Origin of the sequence: Vibrio sinaloensis, assembly GCF_023195835.1 — a bacterium.
GTDB lineage: Bacteria > Pseudomonadota > Gammaproteobacteria > Enterobacterales > Vibrionaceae > Vibrio > Vibrio sinaloensis_C.
This window is the reverse complement of the sequence record NZ_CP096199.1, coordinates 1,735,293-1,756,880: the sequence shown is the minus strand read 5'-3', so window position 1 is coordinate 1,756,880 and position 21,588 is coordinate 1,735,293. Positions and strand designations below refer to the sequence as shown.

The window sequence follows — 21,588 nt, the reverse complement described above, 5'->3', positions numbered from 1 at the left end:
TTGATTACCCTTTAACCGCGCTTTTCGCCATAGTGAAGAACTTTGAGAAGCCAAGCTTCTGGTGCATATTGATGGCTTTGTGTCCTGCGATCGGCGAGTTGCCATCGTTCGCTTTGACAAAGTCAGCACGCGCGCCCATAAACACTTCTTTCATCGGGTAGTCTTTTGGACATACCAAGGTACATTGGTCACACGCATTACATGAGTATGAGAGCAGTGGATCCATGTCTTGGTTATCGATGAACTCTTTCATCAACGTCTTCGGACAGTCACCAAAGTCATTCATCATGATGCACTCGCTCATACACAGCTTACAGGTGCACTGTAGACAGCGAGTCGCTTCTGCTTTGATGTCTTCTGCTTTAAAGCCAAGGTCAACTTGTTTGAAATCGCGCTTACGTTCATCCGCATCACGCAGCTCGCCGTGTAGGCGAGGAAGGTCAACCGTGCCCTCTGGCAATGGAATCTCTAGGCGAGATGAGTAGCTATACTCAAGCGTAAAGTCACGTCCCTCGGTTAGAGGGCGTTTCGCCAACTGACGCTCGATACTCAGTGCCGCTTTATGGCCAAGGGCCATCGCCTCAACCACGATGTTGCCGCCACACGCATCGCCGGCTACGTAAACACCTTCGACTGAAGTTGCTAGGGTTTCTTTATCAACCACGTAACGACCGCCGCGAGTTTGCTCTAATGCGCCGTCTGTAATGTCCGCCACAACTTGACCGGTTGCAAATACCACGGTATCCACTTCGATGGTGCGAGTCTCGTCGGTGTATTGCGGTGCGAAGTTACCTTCAGCATCAAAAATAGAGGCCACTTTTTTCAGCGTGATAGCAACGACTTTGCCATCTTTTGCTTCGATAGACGCAGGACCCCAACCAGCATTGAATGAGACACCTTCTTCTTCAGACTCGTCTATCTCAATTTGGCTTGCTGGCAAGTTTTCCATTGACTCTAATGAGCATTGGTGAACTTCGTCAGCACCTATGCGCCATGAAGAGCGTGCACAGTCCATCGCAACATCACCGCCGCCGATAACCATGACGCGCTTGCCAGCGCGCGGAAATGCTTGAGTTTCAGAAATCTCTTTTAGGTATTCAACCGCAGAGAAAACGCCGTTTGACTCGTGACCCGGCAGTGGGATGATAGAGCCTACGTGCGCACCGTGTGCTAAAACCACGGCATCGTGTTGTTCGCGCAAGTCAGCAAAGGTAATGTCTTTGCCGATTTCAACGCCAAAGCGCGTCTCGATACCTAGCATATCTAAGTAGCTGTACTCCGAATCGATAACATCACGCGGTAGGCGGTATTCAGGAATACCGACGCGCATCATGCCGCCGTATACATTGAGTTTTTCAAAAATGGTAACGCTATGTCCTTGACGGCGCAGTTCGATAGCGGCTTGAGCGCCCGCAGGGCCCGCGCCAACGATGGCGATTTTCTTGTCTGTGTCAGGTGCGACCGTCAGATCCCACTCTTTAGCATTGTCTGTTTGCTCTGCGATAAAGCGCTTGATACCAGCTACACTGATTGGCTGTTGATATTCAGTGTTACGACGACAGGCTGCTTCACAAGGGTGGGCACAGATACGACCAAGCGTTTGCGGCAAGAAGAGTTTGCTGCGAACCACGTCGAGCGCTTGTTTATATTTGCCTTCGCCCGCTAAGCGAACGTACTGCTTAACATCTGTGTGCATCGGACATGCGGTTTGACATGCCGGATCGGCATCGCCCATACAACCATCCACAATATCTTGTGCGGTGTCGTAGAGCTTTTGACTAAAAATAACTTTGTTCATATCGGGCTCTACTCTTTTTAGCCTTTACCGTTGATGACATTCACTTGTGGGTGATTTTTCTCGTAATGTGCGTGACTGTATTCGATCCAAGAGCCGTCATAGTTGTAGACTTCTTCAGCGCCGAGTACTTCGGTTAACACCATGCTAGTGTGTGCCGAACGGACACCTGACTGACAGTAAGCGATAACTTTCTTACCTTGGATGACATCACCGTAAAGTGCTTTTAGTTCGCTAGCCGACTTTAGTGTCGTGTCGTCGTTGAGTGCTTGTGTCCAGTTGATGTGAACGCTACTCGCAATAGTGCCCGGACCGTAAGCGCCAGACTTGGTCGCACTGCCATCAAACTCATCGTTACCACGGGTATCGATGATCACCCATTCATCTGTGTGCTGCTGGGCATTCAGTACCATGTCAAGAGTCGCAAGTGCTTGCGACTCTTGTTGTGGTTGCGGGGCTTTATATTGAGTAGCGGTTACGACTGGCTCACTCTTGCCAGTTGGGAGACCGGCACCGATCCAAGCATTCAAACCACCGTCAAGGTAGCGTACGTCTTGGTGGCCTAAGTTTTTGATTTGCCAATACAGGCGCGCAGCATCATGGTGTGCGTTCGCTGCGTAGACCACGATCGTTGATTCTGGCGTAGCGCCATACTGGCTGAGAATAGATTCCATCTCTTCAGTGCTGTTACGCATGCCACCAAAATCGTACGCCCCATCTTTTGCTGAGTAGTCAGAGCGCCACATAGAGAAAGACCCCGCGATCGGCTGATCTGGTTTCAGCGGGTTCAACGCGCCAATCACAACCACATCTTGGCCCGAATGCATCATTTGGTTGAGTGATTGGGCGGTGATGAAACTGTCACTATGATGATACTCGGCAAACTTGTTTACTTGCGCAGACTCGCTCACCTGAACCGCTTTTGCGCCCAATAGACTATTGTATAGTGGGTAGCCGATTGCCACTGAAGCAGCGAGAACGCCGAGTGCAAGGGTGGATTTTTTCATGTTTATGCTTCCATAACGATTTTAAAAGTTTGCTACTCAGTGCAACACTGCGCAGCTTGAATTTGGTTTGGGTCGAGGCGCGGTAAGGTTGTTGTTTATTGTTCTACCCGCTTCTTACATAGCGTGTTGTCGGCCTAGCCCTTTATGGGTATGGCATTTTGGGGAAATTGGAATTGGTGCTCTATTGTGGTTTTCCACAATAATGATGTGTGATTGATCTAACGCAACAAAGCCAAGGGACGCCACGGTGGAAAATAGTTGATGAGAGCAGTCGAGCTCTAAAATGAATACAGCGGGTAAAACGAGTGCGAGTGAGTCTAATAGTTCTAGTATTAACCTTGATGACCAGTAGTGTCTTTGCTCAACGCACTGATGAGCGTCGAGAGTTTGATGTTGGTATCTTAGCGTTGCGGGGCCACCACCATACCCAGCAGCAGTGGCAGCCCACTATTGATTGGCTCAATGACCACCCTGAATACCATTTCAACTTGCATACCTACGATTTCAAGCAATTGGATGAGGCATTTCGACAGCAAAAGCTCGACTTTATACTCACGAGTCCGGGGCAAGCGACCAAACTGGCCCGTGAATTTCCCGTGAGTTGGCTGGCGACGCAAAAGACCGCATTTAGCGATATTCCTAACAAATCCATTGCGTCGGTCGTGATCGTTGCAAATAACTCGCGTTTTAAGCAATTGGCCGATATTGACCGTGCGAAGATTGCGGCGGTCTCTGAACAGGCTTTTGGTGGCTTTTTGGTGTTGCGTTATGAGCTTGACCGACTCGGGTTATTCCACAATAAGTTTTTCAATAATATTCAATGTACTGGCCCGCCCACAGACAACATCATTCTTGACATGCTTGCGGGGCGTTTTGAAGTGGCGATCGTGCCAGCCTGTACGCTCGAAAGCCTAGTCTCTGAAGGCAAAGTCTCGCTCGACCAGGTTCGGGTGCTCAATGAAAAACGACCCGCCAATTCGGTATGTCGAGTTAGTACGCCCTTATATGCAAATTGGACCTTTGCGATGAGTGAACGTTGTTCGACCGAAGTGGGACAGTATGTGATGCAACGTTTATTTAGCCTTGAAGCCGATAGTCCGGCTGCGTTGGCGGCAGGTAACCTTGGTTGGATGCTTCCGGTGCCGAGCGTGAGTGTTGACAATGTATACAAACATCTCGACTTACATCCATTGCAAAAAACACTTCAACAAAAGATTTATCATTGGTTAGATCATAATCGGCCGATGGCACTGTCGTTTATTTTGTTGCTGCTGCTGGTGACGCTTTACCACTTTTGGTTGCAGTGGCGCTTTAAGCGCAACCAAGCGAGGTTGACTAAAGTCGATGACGATTTACGCCGCAAAAGTGCGTTATTAGAGCATGCACAACGGGTGACAATTGTCGGTGAATTGGGTAGCAGTCTCGCTCATGAACTAAATCAGCCGTTGGCGGTCATTAAAAACTATAGCCAAGGGGCGAGCAAGCAGTTAGAGCAAGGGATCGCCCCTGAACAGTTAGAGGTGGTACTGCAAAAGATCCAGCAGCAAGTAAACTCAGCGAGTGATATTGTTCAGCGCTTGAGAGGGCTGATCAATAAAAAGCCCACTCAGAAACGGAATGTAGATATGATCGCTCTGATCAATGAGTCGATTGCGCTAGTGAGTTATGAGTATGATAGGGCGGGTGTCGAAATTCACTTTGAATACTCAGGATTGCCGAAAGCGGTGTTTGGCGATGCGATAGGTCTGCAGCAGGTAGTGATTAACCTTTTAACCAATGCCAAAGACGCTTGTGTGAGTCGTCAGCCGCTATCGCAACGACTTATTGTTGAAGTTCATCTGATCTATACCCAAGAGACGGTTTACGTCGAAATCATTGATAATGGGATCGGTTTTGATAGCAGTGCTATCCCACTCGAAACGGCTTTCTATACCACCAAGCCCCATGGGATCGGTTTGGGCTTAGCCATCTGCCGTGACGTTATCGAAAGTCATCATGGTTCTATTCGTTATCGGCCTATACAGCCATCGGGTTGTCAAGTGTCAGTCGAACTGCCATACAAGGAGCAGAACAATGCAAAATAGTGGTCGCTGTGTGTACCTAGTTGATGATCAGCCGTCAGTGCTCGAATCGATGGAGTTTATGCTTAATAGCTATGGCTATCGTATTGTTTCGTTTGAACGTGGTGAAGACTTTCTTAAGCAAGCCAAACTGGATCAAGCTGGCTGTGTCATTTTGGACAGCAGAATGCCTGGCTTACGAGGTCAAGAGGTTCATCAATTATTGAATGAGCAAGCCAGCCCACTTAGTGTGATCTATTTGACTGGCCATGGTGATGTACCGATGGCAGTTGATGCCTTAAAAGCTGGAGCCTACGATTTTTTCCAAAAACCGGTTAATGGCGATCAACTTGTTGCAGCCATTGATAAAGCCTTGGCCGAGTCGGAGCGCAGGATGGAAGAAATCGCGCAGCGCCAGATATTGGAAGTGCTAACGAACCGCGAGAAACAAGTTTTGGCGGTGATTGGTCAAGGATTAAAAAATCAACAGATCGCAGATAAGCTGTGTGTATCGTTAAGAACCGTGGAAGTGCATCGGTCAAATATCATGAAGAAGCTTGAAGTCACTAGTGTGGCCAGCTTAATGGTCAAAGTCGGCCATTTATTATAGAAAAAGCAGCCGACTCGACTGCTTTTTGCATCTACTGAACGGGTAGTATTAGTACTTCCAGTCGTTAAGTTTGAACGTGAGTGTATGAACGTCGTTCTTCAACACCATAGTGTCCTTGGTCAAAGACATGTCGCTCCAGTCAGAGAGCGTTTGAGAAAATGCTTGCTCAATGTCCATGATGTCGCCGACACACATCTTCATCGTCATGCCCATCTTTTCGATGCGGAACTGATTGTCTTTGAGCTCTGCTTGACCAAAGAAGTTATTGCACCCTGCGTTACCGTTGGCCGTCATTTTTTCACCTACTTCAAGACGCGGGGCCTTTTGCTTCTCAGATAACTCAAGCGCTTTACCATCGATGCTCACCAACTCCCAGTTGTGATGCTGTAAATCTTGAGCGGTTATTGCTTTCATATCGTCACCATTACTTGCACATGCTGTAACGATCAAAGGAAGGGAAATTGCGGCAAATAGCGTTTTTAGGCTAAGCTTCATATAGTTCAACTCCAATGGATGAATAAGTAAGTCAAGCTGCGACTTTGATGGGTGCAGTATAGTTAAATGGCACGCTCATTTGTCAATATTAAGTCATAGTTTGCTACTAGTCACATAATGGAATTCATTGATAAGCCAAGCAATAAAATGCGCGTAGAGTAATGGCAATTAGAAGAACTCGGTGTTTTGATAACTAGTCTGATTGGGATAGCACTTGGGGTTGGTATTTGAGGGAGAGAGTTTGGAGCAACTAGAGTTTTTTACCGTTCCCAGTCCTTGTGTTGGCGTTTGTACCGTTGACGACAAAGGTTACTGCCAGGGTTGTATGCGCAAAAGAGAAGAGCGCTTCAACTGGCTAAACATGACTCCAGCCCAGCAATTGCACGTGATAAAACTATGTCGTCAGCGCTACTTGCGAAAAATCAGAAAAAATCAAACCCCGAGTGATGAGTCAACGACAACCAGCGATCCGCAGCAAACTTTGTTCTAGAGCAGAGTTTCGTTTTGGTCAGAACAATACTCGGTCATTCTGGATAGTTTAAATCCCTAGTGGCGTGATTTAAATTGTCGTCGACACAGTCGTTTTGTGGCCAAAGTGGATGGCTTTCAGCTACTTCATTCCCCAGCGATCACTGATCCAGCCGCCTGCACTTTCATCAAAATGCGTACCCGCAAAGCGATGATTGACTTCGTTATTACTGCGCTCATTTTTCGGTTTATCATCAAGTAGATGCTGAATATAGTTCGCCATCGGATCACCGCTGTGCAGTCGTTGCTGACGAGTTGCTACTTCTTTGATTAGTTGCAGACGGTATGAGTTGCTTGCGCGTTTCATGCGGTGATCCTCCTTGTTATGACACTAATATGAAAAGTTAGAAGTTGAACTACAAAGCGTCAATGAAAGTTGGTTAAAAAGTGCTCGTTTTTAACAGGTGAGACTGAGGGATAGGGTCTACAAGTGGAGCGGGGGCAACGTAGGTCGCTGATTTTATGTTGGTCAAGGTATAAAGAAGAGGAACTAGGCGTTCATAAAAAATTCATAAAAACAAAAAGCCTCGTAAGGCTTTTTGTTTTTTAGCGAGGTTACATACCGAAGTTGATAATCGGGAAGCAGGGCAGAAAGCCGTTGTCGGCGCAGTTAATCAAGCCAACTTGAACCCCTTCAATCTTTGAGGTTTTATTGAAAATGCCCACTTGGACTGCCGACTCGCTCGACATATTTACAGCGCCCACATCTACCATGGTATTGCCTTCAGAGTAGTTAACAACACTAATATTGGCACCTTTCACGTCGTTAGTTAGGTTGACTGCGCCTAGGTTTAGACCAGTGGTTAAACCTTCATTCCAGTTCAATAAACCAAGAGATGCTCCGGTCATCTCCTGATTCACTTTTGATGCGCCAAGAAACAGACCAAAATTCACCCCTGTCGTTGTGTTGGTTTCAGACATACCCACAACTGAGAAATCGACACCTTTCACGCTGTCTACTTTGCCGTGAAGGGCAGACAGGCGTACGCCAGAAACTTGGCTATTATCTGGTGCGTTGAACTCATTGATCGATGAAAACATCACTGGTGAGGCTGCAAAAGCCAGAGAGGAGCTCAATGCGGAGGTTATTGCCACTGCGGTTAATACTTTTTTCATAGTTACTCCAAGATTAGTGATTAACATTTATTATGTCAGCATATGCTCACGATAGCTTACGCAAACAGTATAGATGCATTGTTAAAACGCGGTGAGAATAGCGGTAAAAATCTGATTGCTTAGTGAGTTAATCGCAAACTTGAAGCAAAAAACCTTGCGGCTGCAAGGTTTTTATCTATGAGGCGTGTTTAGTTGATCGAACCACAGCGTTGTTTGGTGATGAGTTCATCTGCCATCAATTGGCCGCGGCTATTGCGCATTTTTACACGGTAGCTCAGCCCTACATCGAGATTTTTTTGGGTATCAGGATGGGTGCAGTAGGTACGAATACTACTATTGAGCACCTGTTTAATCGGCTTGGCCCCTTTAGCATCTTGATTGTAAACCATCATAATTTCGATAGTGGTTTGGTTGGCGTTGGCGCGCAAAATGGACAAAGGACCTGCTTCAATCGGCAGCTCTGCCGCCAACAGGTTAGCGCGGCTCTCTGCTACCATCGCTAAGTGGCGTTGCCTCTCTGCATCGGCGCTGGAACAGCCAGCCAGTAACATACTCGCTAATGCTATGCAGGCAACAGGGCGGAGGGAGAAACGCATGGTTAGAACACTTTCTTAAACGGTTTGACGATCACGTTCTGATAGACCCCTGCGGCGACGTATGGGTCGGCATCAGCCCAAGCTTGTGCTTGTTGCAATGATTCAAACTCGGCGATCACGGTTGAACCAGTAAAACCGGCTGTGCCTGGATCATTAGAGTCGATGGCTGGCATTGGGCCTGCAGTGAGCAAACGTCCTTCATCTTGGAGTTTTTGTAAGCGTTCTAGATGTGCTGGGCGCACGCTAAGGCGTTTCTCCAGAGAGTTTTCTACGTCTTGAGAGAAAATGACATACCACATGATCTGCTGTCCTTTTTGCAATGATGTTCACAGTGACTACACTCTACCCGAATCGCGACGATTTGAAAGCACAGAGTTGTAGATAATTTGATGAACTTCATTGCCTTACTTAATCGGACGCGGTTTACCGTCCCCATCAATGGCCACATAGTTGAAAGTCGCATCGCAGACCATGTATCGATCCTCTAAACCATGTTCTTTTACTGGCTTGACCCAAACCTCCAAATCAATACTCATCGATGTACGACCGATTTTAGTGCACTCACCATAACAGCAAACGACGTCACCCACTCTCACTGGTTTTTTAAAGGTGATACCGGAAACCGAGACTGTGACAATGCGCCCAGATGAAATCTCTTTAGCCAAAATGCCGCCCGCCAGATCGAGCTGTGACATAATCCAGCCGCCAAAAATATCACCATTAGCGTTGGTATCGGCTGGCATAGCAAGGGTTCTTAGTAGAAGTTGTCCTTTCGGGGTATGGTTTTCTTGACTCATATTGACATCCGCAACAAACAAAACAGCGACCAATAGGGTCGCTGAAAAGGGGCAATTGTAGCAAAACTTGTCTGTGAATCGCTAGAGGCAAGCAGATAGCAAAGATGTGGTGATAAGCTCAGGCTGGTTATGTTGCTCGAGTGATAACAAATCCCCAGTCACCTAAACGGTTACAACTGCATGATGCGCTTGTAATCTTCCAAGTAGCCTTCATCACGGAGACTCTCTACAGTAAAAAGCAGTTCCTCATCGCTCATTGAAAAACAACTCGATTTTCCGGTCATGCCGTTTAAATATTGATGGTATTCGAGCTCAGTGAAGTGGCCAACACGGTCAACCAGCAGGCTTTTAATACCAGCGTGAATCAGTCTGTAGTAGGTGTGACGTTGAACTTCCATAACGTACCTCTCTAGGCGCAGCATAGTGGCCCATGCCGCTCTTGTTGCATTGCTAATGTTGAAGCATATTTGATGCCATTCTGGTTGAGACTTAATTACAATGATGCGACATTTGTGTTTCTTGTTGGATTACAACAGCTTGAAAAATGAAAGGACGCAACATTGCGTCCTTTGATAGCGATAAGCTTCATTATGAGTGGCAAAATGGGAATGAGTCTGCCACCTTTTTGACTTTAATTTGGTTCGAAAGTAAAGATGGAGTCGAGCATGGTACTAAGCGCCTCCTTGGTGGTCGGTTTAGTCAAGCGACCGTCCATCAGTTCGCTCATTCTTTGAATATCTTTGACGCCCGATTCTCCAGAAAGCGCAATGATAGGGATGGTAGGGTAGTGCTGCTTGATAATGCTCGCGGCTTCGAAACCATCCATCACTGGCATTTGGATGTCCATAAACACCAAGTCAATCGGGTTACTGTGGATAATTTCAATCGCAACTTTGCCGTTATTGGCCAGAACCACGCCATAGCCTAGCTGCTCTAAGTAGAGTTTGACTAGCGCGCGCTGTATTTCCTTGTCGTCGACAACCAAAATGAGCGGCAGTGCCTTTCGGTTCGAGTTTGGCTCTGCTGGTGTTAGATTAACCTGCGCCTGGTTCGCCTGAGGTGCAACACCGATATCGGCCGCTGGGTTGTGCATCACCACTTGCTCTAAACTCAAATTGGTTGCGGGGAAGGAGAGAGTGAATTCGGTGTAGCGATTTGGCTCGGACTCACAACTGATGCTGCCACCAAACGCGTTCATTACTCGTTGACAATAGCCCAATCCGAGGCCACTTCCCCCACTCTTGTTGTGGCTGAAAAAGTCATCAAATACCCGATTGATTAAATTGGGTGGAATACCAGGGCCACTATCGCGAAATATTAGGTAGTTTTCATAGCGCCCTTTTTGGGTGCGGATTTCGATGCGGCTATTCGGATAGGAATCAAAGTAGTAGATGGCGTTGCGCAGCAGGTTGAACAGCACAAAACTAAATAGGGTATCGTTGATCGATACGACAAAGTCTTCGTCAAGGTGCAAAGAGACTCTCTGACGGTGACCGCCTTGCTCAAAGCCATACTGCTCAACAGTTGTACGAATGATCGGCGCTATAGCGGTGGGCTCTGCCGGTTCGAGTGCCAGCGAGGCGTCGTTGACTTCACGCAGAATAATATCAATCAGCTGTTTACCGCGCTCAATCGCTTGTTTGCCTTTGTCTACATGTTCGGATAATGCATGATGACCACTTTTTTGCTCGATAAGCTGATTGATGTACTCAAATTCTAGTTGTGCTTGTGCCAAAGGATTACGCATTTCGTGTGCGATAGAGTTCGCCAGTGCTTGAGATTGCTTTATTTTCAGGCCCGCATTGATATATCCCTGGGCCTTTTTGACCACTAGCTGCAGCGCCTCTATCTCTTCTCCGTAGAACAGGCGACCATTGTGCTTGCGATGGGCAATCAGCAGATGAGAGACATGGTGGGTGCGATCAAAGATAGGCAGCACCATGGCGACATTGTCGTTGTCCATTTTTTGGTACAACTGACGCATTGAAAGAATCTCTTTGCGATTTTGGATTTGTGGCAGGCTCTCTTCAATCTCTTCCAACACCAATACGCTGGTTCGATTTTTTAGATGTTTAGTGTACAAGGGTTCATCTTGCACATTAGAAATAAGCTGAATGGCGTCTTGATCAATTTTTAAGATACTGGCTACTTTACGCAGCGGTTCATCGATTGATGTTTGAAACTCTTCGGCAAGTCGATAGATTTTCTGTTGTGGCGGCAGGCTTTCACCGAATATCAATCGGCTGGCTAATCGCTCACTGTAGTGGTTCAACCCTCGCCAAAATAGGCCAGTCAACAAGGTAGCGATTATAGTAGCAAACAGCAGTTGCTCGGATTCTGTCGCCGTTAAAACAATAAACAGTGGCAGGGCTATCGCAGTGACTGACAATGCCACACTCAACATACGAAACAGTATGTGTCGATTACTGTAAAATCTTGAGGTGACTAAGGCATAGCCCATCAGCATCATTTCTGAAATAGAAAGCGCTGGTGGTAACCAAGCTAACGAGAAGTCATCGTAGATCATCGGTATCACAACATGGATCAACAGTGTCGAGACCATAAAAATACTCATGCCAAATAGCATATAGAGCGACTTAATATGCTGAAGAGGCTTGGCACTGCGCGAGTATTGAACGACACATTCAAACGTCAGCAAAATCAGACACAGTACGATAGCGAAGAAATAGCTGGTTGAGCCGCCAAATTGCAGCCCGAACACGCCAGCTTTTTCGATAGAAATACTGGTGATCATCTCGTAGTTGAACAGGTTTGCTAACACTACACCGGTTGAAATCACCCCAAGCACACCAAGTTTTACTTTGGTGGAGCGGCGATTTCCTTTAGCCAGCATTAAACAGACAATATATGCATTGGCAAAGGCGGAGTAGGAGAACAGGTTAGCGACGATCGCGGCCACGATTGCAGCATTGTCACCCCATGCGACCAGTAAAGGTGAGAAGAAGTAGGCGTTACTCAACACCCAGCCAAGAATCGACAAACAGTACAATAAATATGGGGCTCTAATGTGCTTGAGCCGCGACTGCGGTCGGCGCCTGACCGAACGAATGAAGTAGAGGTTCCATTGTAAAATCACAAATGAAACCAGCATTAAGAGCACAAACACTGGGTGCAGTTCAACGCTTGTGATGGAATCAAGCATCGTGTACCTCTAGGTTGCGTTGTGTTGTTCTAACCATTTGCTGATATTGTTTGAAATCGATACAGGTGTACTGCTGATGGAAAGACTCCACCAACCAAACGCCGCGATAAGTTGGGTAGCCTAAATGGTCGATGCAGTATCGTCCAGTGTTGATGTAAGCACAATCACTAAGCTGTGCGTAAAAATTGAGCAACCAAGGGTTCTCAATAATGGTATAGGCGCATTGATAACCAGCCCGATAAAGCGCCTTGGCCATCTCCTTTTGCGCCAGATAAAGCAGATAGAGCCGTTGTCGCGCGCTGCCAGCGGTTGTTAATCGCAGTATTTCACAAAGCTTTGCGCTTGAATTGACATTTTCTCGACACTGATGGTCAAAATCAGCCAAAGAGCCAATATTTGGAACAAGGTTAACAAAAGCGCCGCTTTGATTGAGTAGCTTTGAGGTGCGTTCTTCGATTAAAGGTTGCCAGTGTTGATGTTGAAAGAAGGGGCTGAAACTTAACCAACGCTTATGTTGTGCCCAGTCGGTGATCATGGCACTGGCTGCCAAACAAGGTGGTGTATCTGGGATGGGTTGATGCAGTAGCACAAAATGACACCCCTTAGCGGAGTGGTGTAGCAAGGGGAGCAGTTCATACCAAGATTGTTCCAACACAAACAGCTTCAGGTTAGCGAGACAAATGGCTTGAGCGATGGTAAATAAGCCCTCACTGTGTGGAGAGGTGACGAACAAATCGCTGCGCGCAACATCGTCAACCAATAGCCCATGGTAGTCATCATCCATGTAGCTTAATCCTGGCGCCAACTGTGTGGTTAATTGCTTATCGTGCTGGATTTTACTGATCTCTAGCCAGGCCCACATTTTCCCCAGAGAGTGAAAATGTTTCAGTGCGACTTTCTCTAGTGCCCAGTTGAGTTCACGTCTGGCAGTGCTACTCGCCGTTGGGCCTTCATCCACCAACTGTAAATATTCGGCTGAGTGGAAAATCGTGCTCAGACTGGAATGAACAAACTTAGGATGCCGGTCGAGCACCATTTGTTTACGCTTGTTGATTAAGCTGGTGAACCAGTCTCGGTAAAAAACAAAACAAGAATCTTGAGTGAGTTGTCGATACAGCTCGTGGCGAGCAGCATCGTCGAGCGTTTCGCGCTGCAAGCAAGCCGAAAGTGTGGAGAGTAAAGTCATACGAATTAGCCAACATATTGTTATTGAGTATTTAGCGAATTATTAACGCTTAATTATTATTTTTTATACATCGGTGATTATTAGTAGATATGCCGTTGATATGCAACCGAGGAAGTAGCAATGTTGTGGTCAGATCTCACTATCGTTACTGAGATCAAGGGAATCTGGCTTATCCTTGCACCGCACAAAACTGGGTATGGTTGAGATCGTCATTGAACGTTTTAATATCAACGAGTTATTTTGTTAAATGGCTCAATTTAGAGACTTTATCTGACTAAATTGTCAGTAATGGGCTAATGTGCTGATGTTTAACAATATTTTTTGACGAAGCTTAGTGGAAATACTGTAAGATCGACACGCTATGTTGTTGTATTTTCAGATTAAAACACTTCGGGTAATAAAAAAGTTGGCGAAAATCATAAGCTTGTCATACACTTTCCTGTGTAGAGCCGATATGTTGTTGATTGGCTTAGCGAAAGTTAGGGTGCTGCCTTGAGGTAGCAATGTTTAACACAGCTTTGAGGAAAGTTTTATGGCGCTCACAAAGGCCGATTTGGCTGAGAACCTGTTTGAAAAGCTTGGATACAGTAAACGGGATGCCAAGGAAACGGTTGAGGCGTTTTTCGAAGAAATTCGTAAAGCACTTGAAAGTGGCGAACAGGTAAAACTGTCTGGTTTCGGCAATTTTGATCTTCGCGACAAAAATGAACGTCCAGGTCGAAATCCCAAGACCGGTGAAGACATTCCAATCAGTGCTCGTCGCGTTGTGACCTTTCGCCCAGGTCAAAAACTGAAAGCTCGCGTAGAGAACATCAAAATAGATGATTAGCGCTTAGCGCGAGATTGTACCAAACGCGACCGGTTTACTCGATAAACTATCGGCTGTAAACCGCTAGATATATAAACGCCCCAGTCAATGCTGGGGCGTTTTCGTATCTGAGCTTAACTAGCAAGTGTTAGTCGCGTTTCCACAATGCGTGACAGAACTTATGTTCAGGGTCTCGGCTAATCAACAGCCTTGCGAACACATCGTCAAGCACATCATCCTGTTCGTTGACTAAACCCACTCGAACTTCCGCATAGGTCTCTTTATCGACGTCAAATCCAACATGAGCTGCCCAATCATCGCCAGTTTCAACTAGCTCGGCGGCGCCGCGTTCGTCGAACTGAGCGGTGAATAGAATGACATCCGCAGGCTCTAGGTTATCTGGGGCCATTTCGAGAAAAATATCGTAGGCCGTATCAATGGCTTCGTCGTAAGAGATTAGCTCGCTCATAGTTACGCTCGGCTCATGTATTTGCGTTCAGTGGTGTTGATAACCACGCGATCACCTGTTGCTATGTACTCAGGTACTTGGATTGTCAGACCGGTAGCAAAGCGAGCTGGTTTAGTGCGAGCAGAAGCTGAGGCCCCTTTAATAGAAGGATCGGTCTCTTCAATGACAAGCTCAACAGAGGCTGGAAGTTCTAGACCTACCGCGTTGCCATTCACCAGAATAACGTGCAAACCTTGGATCTCTTCGTTGATGAACATCAACTCGTCTTGGATGTCGTCTTGCTTAAAGGTGTACTGAGTAAAGTCTTCATTGTCCATGAAGATGTATTCATCACCATCAACATAAGAGAAAGAGGAAGCGCGCTTGAACATGTCCACTGTCTCTAGCACATCGTCAGACTTGAAACGCTCATCCACGCGAGCGCCTGTCGTCAGGTCGGTACAGCGAAGTTTGTAAATTTTTGCGCCGCCACGGCCACCAGGGGTTGTGACTTCGATATCTTTGATCAGTAGCGTTTTGCCGTTCGATTCAATCGCAAAACCTTTTTTCAGTTCACTCGCCTTTGGCATGAACAATTTCCTTCGTATGTGAATTAGTCGCTGCATTATATATCGAGACAATTGCGGAAGGAATATCTTGATTGATCAATCATGCTGAGCGAACATAGCTCTATTACCACCTGATTAATCCGTTATCAATCAAATGCATCTATCCACCATAGACCCAAATGAAGCGTTTCAACCTCAGTATCAGCCAGCGATCGACGCGCTGGTGAGCTTCGTGAAGACCGGGCTAGGAGAGAACCTGCATAGTCTGTATTTATACGGCAGTGTTGCGCGTAAAACTGCCAAGCCGAACCAATCCAACCTTGATGTCATTGTGGTGACTCAGACCCCTTTCAGTGACGTCAAAACCACGTTGTTTAACTCGATTCGTTGGCGTTTTCAAAAAGCTTATCCGTTTATTACTGAAATCAACTTTAAAACTGCGCTGGTCAGTGAAGTGGCTAGTTTAGAGAGCATATTTTCGTGGGGATTTCAGTTGCGACATTGCGCGGTGTGCATCTACGGCGACGATTTGTCGGAGTGTTTTGGTGACTATGAGCCGAGTTGGGAGATAGCCAAACACTGGAATATGGATGTGGAAGATTGGGTAGCGGTGTATCGCAACCGCATCGCACGTGCCGATAAAGACTCTGACCAAATCCGCGCGCAAAAAATCATTGCCAAGAAGCTATTAAGGGCCAGCTACTCCTTGGTGATGTACAAAGACAAATGTTGGTATGATGACCCCATTGAATGCGGTCAGGCCTTTTTGCGTTACCATCCCGAAAAGCGCGTTGAGATCGAGAGGCTGGGCATACTGCTCAGTGGGAGATTGATTGCCAAACGCTCGGTGATTGGTATTTTAGATGGGTTTGGTGAATGGCTAAGCAAGCAATATAAGAAGACTGAATTCAAGATTGGCTAACACGCTGTCGGATCGCATTATTTTGGTTTTTTAGTTATAGAAAGCTCATCTAGCTGCTAACTTTATACAAGGAGTAAAGGAGTTAGCAGAGCAATGGAAGCGTCAAGCTTAAACCGCGTCTCAACGACGCTATCAACGTGGTTTTCAAAGTTTATTATCCCTTCGTTTCAGGCGATACGAGAGGGGATGGTTTGGCTCATTCCCTGTTTGATGATTTCATCATTCTGTCTGTTACTCGCCTGTTTAGGTGAGTTTGTCCTTGGCTATCGGACCGCTTGGGTGAGTGCTCTGTACGGTCTTCATGATGGCATCGCGCTGTTTTTTCCTTATTTAATGACGGCTACCATCTCTTACGTACTTGCCATGCAGTGGCGACTGCCGCGCCCACCGATTGCATTGCTGTCGATTCTTTACTTGATCCTTGTGGCTAAACTGATGCCCGAACAGCAGACTGTGCTGACCTTTCAAATCATCATGGCCATTTTGACGCCACTCTATGCCATTCCGGTACTTGCACTGCTGCTGCGTTATCCGTCACTACAATTAACGAAAATTGATAGTGCCGGGCATATAGTGAAAGAGTCGCTGAATCTGGTCATGCCCGCGGTACTCACCAGTGCGCTGGTGGTGGTGGTCAATCTGCTGCTGTTTAGTGGTATGAGTGATTTGTCACTGCTGTCTCTAATGAACGTCGATTACGCTAATAGTCCCACTCTTTTTGGCGTCACCTTTAGTGTACTGAACTCGCTACTGTGGTTTGTCGGTGTGCATGGCTATTATGCGTTGTTGCCCTTGGTCGAGTTGCTGCAAGAAGCGAGTAACTTAAATTACTCTACCGTGTTGGCAGGAGGAGAGGGCGCGTATCCGATGAACCTCTCATTCATGGGCGCTTTCGTGTTTATTGGCGGCAGTGGTGCCACTTTATCGCTGGTGATCGCGCTACTATTGTTCACTAAACAGAAAAGCTTAAAACTGATCGCGATGGCGAGCATCCCGATTGGGCTGCTCAATATTAATGAGATATTGCTGTTTGGTTTGCCGATCATTTTAAATCCGCGTTTGTTGGTGCCATTTTTACTGGCTCCGATGGCGAATGTAGTCGTGAGCATGAGCGCCGTTTCTCTCGGGTTGGTCGCCTCGCCAAGTGTCTCGGTTCCCTTTAATAGTCCGATTTTTTTCAATGCGCTGGTGGCAACCAATGGTGATCTCTCGGCGGTACTGCTTCAAGCATTCAATCTCGTAGTTGGTATAGGGATTTACTATCCGGCAGTAAAAGCGATCGGTCATGCTTATGATAAGCAAGCCATACATCTGACCGCCCTCGATACTAGCTTTACCCGCCGTCAAGAGGAGGCGCAAACCCTGAGCTATGACCCAGTCGTAGAACTGGCGAAAAAGGAGCGTGAAGACCGAGCTATTGTCAGGGAGATGGAATTGCTTAGCCGACGAGACTTTTGCTTAGAGTACCAACCTCAGGTTTCTCCTACGCATCACAAAGTGGTGGGCTGTGAGGCGCTTATTCGGGCGGTTAACGATAAGGGCAACAAGTTACTGCCGCACCAATTTCTACCTTGGTTAGAAAAAGCCGGCTTAATGAAAGAGTTAGACTTATGGGTCGTTAAACAAGCGGTCAGTGATATTGGTGTCATGCAAGCGCACGGGATTTTTATCAATGTCAGTATTAACATTACCCCAGCCACCTTGCTTGATGAAGAGAGCTTAACCAAGCTTGAGACGATGATAAAACCTCACGCAAAGTTTGTAGACATTGAGATAACTGAGGAAACTTTGCTGGCTGACACTCAGCGTTTGACGCTGGCATTTAATCGGTTACACCAAATGGGTGTGAAGCTGCACATCGATGACTTTGGCACCGGGTACTCGTCGTTGAGTTATCTCAATCAGTTTGATATCGATTGCATCAAAATTGACCGTTCATTTGTGCTCGCCCTCGAATCAGAAAAAGGACGCCGCGTATTTAAAACCTTATTAACCATCGCCGACCAACTCGCGATGGATGTCATTGTTGAAGGGGTCGAAACCGAACAGCAGTTAGCGCATATTCCGAGTTCAAGCTCGGTGGCTGTGCAAGGTTGGTATTACGCTAAAGCGATGTCAGTCGAGGATCTTGTGGATTACAGTCGACGCTTTTCTAGCTAAAAGAGCCCTAACTGTGGTTCGCTTAAAGTGGCGAAGTCTAATCCGATAAACGGCAGAATAGCTTCAGCGACAGGCTTCAACTGCTTATCGATATAGTGCTGATAGTCAATAGCGCTTTTCTGGTACTCACGTGGCTCTGGCCCGGCAATAGTAATTAGATACTCAATGCGTCCGCGATTTTGGTATTGTAGGGGTCTGCCTAATTGGGCATTGATGTCATCAGCCATTCGAGCCGCGCGTACTTGTGGTGGAACGTTTTTTTGGTAGTCGTGCAGTTTGCGGCGTAAACGCTTCTGATAAACCAGCTTGTGGTCAAATTCGCCATTTTTGGTGCGCTCAACAAAGTCACGAATGTACTCACTTGGATCGTCACCGGCAAAGACTTTGGCATACAGGCTTTGCTGAAACTCCTGCGCCAGTGGCGTCCAATCGGTGCGTGCGCTCTCCAATCCCTTAAACACAATGCGCTCTGAGTCTCCCTCGCCAATCAGCCCCGCGTAGCGCTTCTTTGACCCTGTTTCTTGACCACGTATTGTTGGCATTAAAAACTTGCGGTAGTGGGTTTCATACTCAAGCTCTAGCATTGAGATGAGATTGTATTCTTGCTTGAGATGCGTTGCCCACCAGTGATTGATGTAATCCACCAGTTGCTGGCCGATGTTGTCTGCTTGTTGCTGCGAATGGGCTTTGCCAAGCGACACGAAGGTCGAATCGGTATCACCATAGATAACTTGATAACCCTGCTGCTCAATCAGCAGTTTGGTTTGCTTCATGATCTCATGGCCACGCATGGTAATGCTTGAGGCAAGGCGGGTATCAAAGAATCGACAACCCGAGGAGCCCAACACCCCATAAAACGAGTTCATGATGATTTTTATGGCTTGAGAAAACGCCTGTTCATTGTTCTTTTTCGCCACATCTCTCGCCGCCCAAAGGGTTTCAATCATTTGCGGTAAAAAGTGTTTGCTGCGATGAAATTGACCGCCGCGAAACCCCGCGACAGCCTGATCGTCACCTTTCCCAATCTGCTGCTGTAATCCTTCAATAAGGCCCATTGGATCAATAAGGAAGCTACGAATAATCGACGGGTACAGGCTCTTAAAATCGAGCACTAATACCGAGTCGTACAAATTTGGGATCGAGTCCATCACATAGCCACCTGGGCTGGCGATCCAGTTTTCTGGTTGCAAGTTTGGGGCGATGTAACCGGCTCGATGAAGTTGTGGCAGGTAAAGGTTGGTAAATGCAGCGACTGAGCCGCCGACGCGATCGAGCTCAACACCGGTTAACCTTGAGCGTTCAATGGCAAATTCGAGTAGGTGAGTGTGGGCAAAAATCTTGTTGACGAGCACACAATCCTGAAGGTTGTACTTGGCCAAAGCGGGCTTGTCATGCTTGAACATATGATTGATTTCGTCCATTCGGTCATGGACGTTGTGAATCTGTTTACCTTCACCCAGTAATTGTTGAGAAACAGACTCAAGAGACCAACTGCGAAAATGGTAAGTCGCAGTTTTGAGCGTGTCGATCCCGTCCATGACGACACGGCCCGGAATGCTAATAAACGCTTGCTGTGTGGTCTGGGAGGTGCGAAAAAAACAGGCTTGCTTGGCTCTACCGAGCGTCAGTCTGAGACGATTAAATTTAGCGCGTTTATGCAGCAGGCGAAAATCAAAGTCGATCACGTTCCAACCGATAATGACGTCTGGGTCAAACCGTTCAAACCAATCGAGCAATGCAACCAACAACGCTTTTTCGTTGTCGACCCACTGTATCGGCGTCTCTGCTTGCTGGGCTGGGCCTATCATTATCACTCGGCTATCCATTGGGCTATCAAGGCCAATTGAATAGAGCACCCCTTTCTGTGAACACTCGATATCGAGCGAGACGACTTTTAACTGTGGCGTATAGTCACCTTGGCGGCACTTAGCGCTGTTCACTCGCCGATAATTCGCTTTGGGTTGCTCTGAACCAGTGAAGGTGAGACTGCCTTTGATAAATCGCTCCATTAAGAAACGGTCGGCTAGGCGGATGTCATCTTCATAAACCTGAACGTCGTTTTGTTTGAGCCGCGTACTTAGCTGTTGCGAGTGTTGAATGGTGGTGCAATAACAAGCGGCTAATGGCTGTAAGTCAAAGGTTTTGAGCGGTAGCGGCTTCCATTGGATGTCGAAAGGGAACTCAGCTGCGAGCTGCTGTGCGTCATTGAGTTGATGTTGAGCAACAAAAAATACCGGTTTCTCCCCAGTAATGACGAGTTGTGTCGGACCTTGGTCTGTGGTTAGCCAGAGTTCAATTTGCGTTTGACCATTAACGTCACGTGCTTGACGAGTGAGTAAAAATCCGTTGTGAGTAGTCATGTAACGCGTGAAGTAAACCTAAGACGCCTATAGATTAGCATAAGCAAAAACACATAAATAGAAACACTGAGCTTTTATCTAAGGCCATTTTGATGGTTCGTTTTTTAAACAGTTTTATGTGCTAAGTTTCTGATTTTTAGATTATTAATGATTTAACTATCAGATATAAAAATAAGTACTTGCTAAAGTTTGCATTTCAGCACATATTCAGAGGAAGCAATTTTTTCATTTTCAGATAAACTAGGCAGCTATGCTGTTATCCACATTAAGTGGGTGCAGAGCCAAAGACAAAGTGTGGAGATACAAGTTTGATAAATGTTTTCCTTGTAGATGATCACGAGCTGGTTCGCACAGGGATACGACGTATTATTGAAGACGTCCGTGGAATGAACGTAGCAGGGGAAGCTGAAAGCGGTGAAGAAGCAGTAAAATGGTGTCGAAGCAATCATGCAGACGTCATTTTAATGGATATGAACATGCCAGGTATTGGCGGCTTAGAGGCCACCAAAAAGGTATTGCGCTTTAATCCAGATGTGAAAATTATCGTTTTGACTGTTCATACGGAAAATCCGTTTCCAACTAAAGTGATGCAAGCAGGCGCAGCCGGATATTTAACCAAGGGCGCAGGCCCAGATGAGATGGTCAATGCGATTCGCATGGTTAATAGTGGACAGCGCTACATTTCACCTGAAATTGCCCAACAGATGGCGTTAAGTCAATTCTCACCAGCTTCGGAAAACCCTTTTGCTGACCTATCTGAACGTGAATTACAAATCATGATGATGATCACCAAAGGTCAGAAAGTAACGGATATCTCCGAGCAGTTGAATTTGAGTCCTAAAACCGTCAACAGTTATCGTTACCGCTTGTTCAACAAGCTCGATATCAGCGGCGATGTTGAACTGACTCACCTTGCCATCCGGCATGGCATGATTGATACCGAGACACTGTAGGACGTTAATACCTTA

21 protein-coding genes are annotated in these 21,588 nt (G+C 46.7%); 7 read left to right on the top strand and 14 right to left on the bottom strand.

All coding sequences use genetic code 11. The annotated features are described in order from the left end of the window. Positions 1-4: 4 nt before the first annotated feature. Together MTO69_RS07960 and MTO69_RS07955 are read right to left on the bottom strand one after the other, a co-directional pair. Complete coding sequence (locus MTO69_RS07960; protein ID WP_248328128.1) at positions 5-1,798, bottom strand: FAD-dependent oxidoreductase; 1,794 nt, start codon at positions 1,796-1,798, stop codon at positions 5-7. A gap of 17 nt (positions 1,799-1,815) precedes the next feature. Then, positions 1,816-2,802 (bottom strand): sulfurtransferase, encoded by a 987-nt coding sequence (locus MTO69_RS07955; RefSeq protein WP_248328126.1) that lies wholly within the window; start codon positions 2,800-2,802, stop codon positions 1,816-1,818. 341 nt (positions 2,803-3,143) lie between these two features. Here MTO69_RS07955 and MTO69_RS07950 point away from each other — a divergent pair, with 341 nt between their 5' ends. Both MTO69_RS07950 and MTO69_RS07945 read left to right on the top strand, forming a co-directional pair. Further along, positions 3,144-4,886, top strand: a complete 1,743-nt coding sequence (locus MTO69_RS07950; RefSeq protein WP_248334439.1) for a sensor histidine kinase — start codon at positions 3,144-3,146, stop codon at positions 4,884-4,886. Next, entirely contained in the window at positions 4,876-5,472 is a 597-nt protein-coding gene (locus tag MTO69_RS07945; protein ID WP_248328124.1) for a response regulator transcription factor, read from the top strand. The genes MTO69_RS07950 and MTO69_RS07945 overlap by 11 nt, the downstream gene beginning before the upstream one ends. A gap of 48 nt (positions 5,473-5,520) precedes the next feature. On the opposite strand, the gene MTO69_RS07940 is transcribed toward MTO69_RS07945, so the two are convergent. Beyond that, positions 5,521-5,967 (bottom strand): META domain-containing protein, encoded by a 447-nt coding sequence (locus tag MTO69_RS07940; RefSeq protein WP_248328122.1) that lies wholly within the window; start codon positions 5,965-5,967, stop codon positions 5,521-5,523. Between the two features lie 241 nt (positions 5,968-6,208). Here MTO69_RS07940 and MTO69_RS07935 point away from each other — a divergent pair, with 241 nt between their 5' ends. Beyond that, the gene (locus MTO69_RS07935; protein WP_248328120.1) at positions 6,209-6,457 is read left to right on the top strand and encodes a DUF1289 domain-containing protein; all 249 of its coding nucleotides are present in this window, start codon (positions 6,209-6,211) and stop codon (positions 6,455-6,457) included. A 120-nt stretch (positions 6,458-6,577) separates the two neighbouring features. On the opposite strand, the gene MTO69_RS07930 is transcribed toward MTO69_RS07935, so the two are convergent. The 8 genes from MTO69_RS07930 to MTO69_RS07895 all read right to left on the bottom strand — a co-directional run bounded on the left by MTO69_RS07930 (position 6,578) and on the right by MTO69_RS07895 (position 13,353). After that, positions 6,578-6,802, bottom strand: a complete 225-nt coding sequence (locus tag MTO69_RS07930) for a hypothetical protein (protein WP_248328118.1) — start codon at positions 6,800-6,802, stop codon at positions 6,578-6,580. A gap of 248 nt (positions 6,803-7,050) precedes the next feature. Further along, positions 7,051-7,611 carry a VC2662 family protein gene (locus MTO69_RS07925; RefSeq protein ID WP_248328116.1) on the bottom strand — a complete coding sequence of 187 codons (561 nt, stop codon included), beginning with the start codon at positions 7,609-7,611 and terminating at the stop codon, positions 7,051-7,053. A gap of 188 nt (positions 7,612-7,799) precedes the next feature. Next, the gene (locus MTO69_RS07920) at positions 7,800-8,207 is read right to left on the bottom strand and encodes a GspS/AspS pilotin family protein (RefSeq protein WP_248328114.1); all 408 of its coding nucleotides are present in this window, start codon (positions 8,205-8,207) and stop codon (positions 7,800-7,802) included. Between the two features lie 2 nt (positions 8,208-8,209). Beyond that, positions 8,210-8,506 (bottom strand): YciI family protein, encoded by a 297-nt coding sequence (locus tag MTO69_RS07915; RefSeq protein WP_248328112.1) that lies wholly within the window; start codon positions 8,504-8,506, stop codon positions 8,210-8,212. A gap of 105 nt (positions 8,507-8,611) precedes the next feature. Further along, on the bottom strand, positions 8,612-9,004 hold the full coding sequence (yciA, locus tag MTO69_RS07910) for an acyl-CoA thioester hydrolase YciA (RefSeq protein ID WP_248328110.1): 393 nt from the start codon (positions 9,002-9,004) through the stop codon (positions 8,612-8,614). Positions 9,005-9,174: 170 nt separating this feature from the next. Next, positions 9,175-9,402, bottom strand: coding sequence for a hypothetical protein (locus MTO69_RS07905; RefSeq protein ID WP_248328108.1), 228 nt, complete (start codon positions 9,400-9,402; stop codon positions 9,175-9,177). A 233-nt stretch (positions 9,403-9,635) separates the two neighbouring features. Next, positions 9,636-12,167 carry a hybrid sensor histidine kinase/response regulator gene (locus MTO69_RS07900; protein ID WP_248328106.1) on the bottom strand — a complete coding sequence of 844 codons (2,532 nt, stop codon included), beginning with the start codon at positions 12,165-12,167 and terminating at the stop codon, positions 9,636-9,638. Further along, the gene (locus tag MTO69_RS07895; protein WP_248328104.1) at positions 12,160-13,353 is read right to left on the bottom strand and encodes an acyl-homoserine-lactone synthase; all 1,194 of its coding nucleotides are present in this window, start codon (positions 13,351-13,353) and stop codon (positions 12,160-12,162) included. The genes MTO69_RS07900 and MTO69_RS07895 overlap by 8 nt, the downstream gene beginning before the upstream one ends. 532 nt (positions 13,354-13,885) lie before the next feature. Between MTO69_RS07895 and ihfA the strand changes: the two genes are divergently transcribed. Next, positions 13,886-14,182 (top strand): integration host factor subunit alpha, encoded by a 297-nt coding sequence (gene ihfA / locus MTO69_RS07890; protein WP_004413569.1) that lies wholly within the window; start codon positions 13,886-13,888, stop codon positions 14,180-14,182. A 127-nt stretch (positions 14,183-14,309) separates the two neighbouring features. On the opposite strand, the gene MTO69_RS07885 is transcribed toward ihfA, so the two are convergent. Continuing rightward, positions 14,310-14,630, bottom strand: coding sequence for an HI1450 family dsDNA-mimic protein (locus MTO69_RS07885; protein ID WP_248328102.1), 321 nt, complete (start codon positions 14,628-14,630; stop codon positions 14,310-14,312). Positions 14,631-14,632: 2 nt separating this feature from the next. Further along, complete coding sequence (gene efpL, locus MTO69_RS07880) at positions 14,633-15,199, bottom strand: elongation factor P-like protein EfpL (RefSeq protein WP_248328100.1); 567 nt, start codon at positions 15,197-15,199, stop codon at positions 14,633-14,635. Between the two features lie 133 nt (positions 15,200-15,332). Here efpL and MTO69_RS07875 point away from each other — a divergent pair, with 133 nt between their 5' ends. Together MTO69_RS07875 and MTO69_RS07870 are read left to right on the top strand one after the other, a co-directional pair. After that, entirely contained in the window at positions 15,333-16,100 is a 768-nt protein-coding gene (locus tag MTO69_RS07875) for a nucleotidyltransferase domain-containing protein (protein ID WP_248328098.1), read from the top strand. A 93-nt stretch (positions 16,101-16,193) separates the two neighbouring features. Then, entirely contained in the window at positions 16,194-18,260 is a 2,067-nt protein-coding gene (locus MTO69_RS07870) for a PTS sugar transporter subunit IIC/EAL domain-containing protein (RefSeq protein WP_248328096.1), read from the top strand. Here the strand turns inward: MTO69_RS07870 and MTO69_RS07865 are convergent. After that, the gene (locus MTO69_RS07865) at positions 18,257-20,620 is read right to left on the bottom strand and encodes a DNA polymerase II (protein WP_248328094.1); all 2,364 of its coding nucleotides are present in this window, start codon (positions 20,618-20,620) and stop codon (positions 18,257-18,259) included. The two genes, MTO69_RS07870 and MTO69_RS07865, sit on opposite strands and share 4 nt — an antisense overlap. Positions 20,621-20,928: 308 nt before the next feature. Between MTO69_RS07865 and uvrY the strand changes: the two genes are divergently transcribed. Then, positions 20,929-21,573 (top strand): UvrY/SirA/GacA family response regulator transcription factor, encoded by a 645-nt coding sequence (gene uvrY / locus MTO69_RS07860; protein WP_248328092.1) that lies wholly within the window; start codon positions 20,929-20,931, stop codon positions 21,571-21,573. Positions 21,574-21,588: the final 15 nt, after the last annotated feature.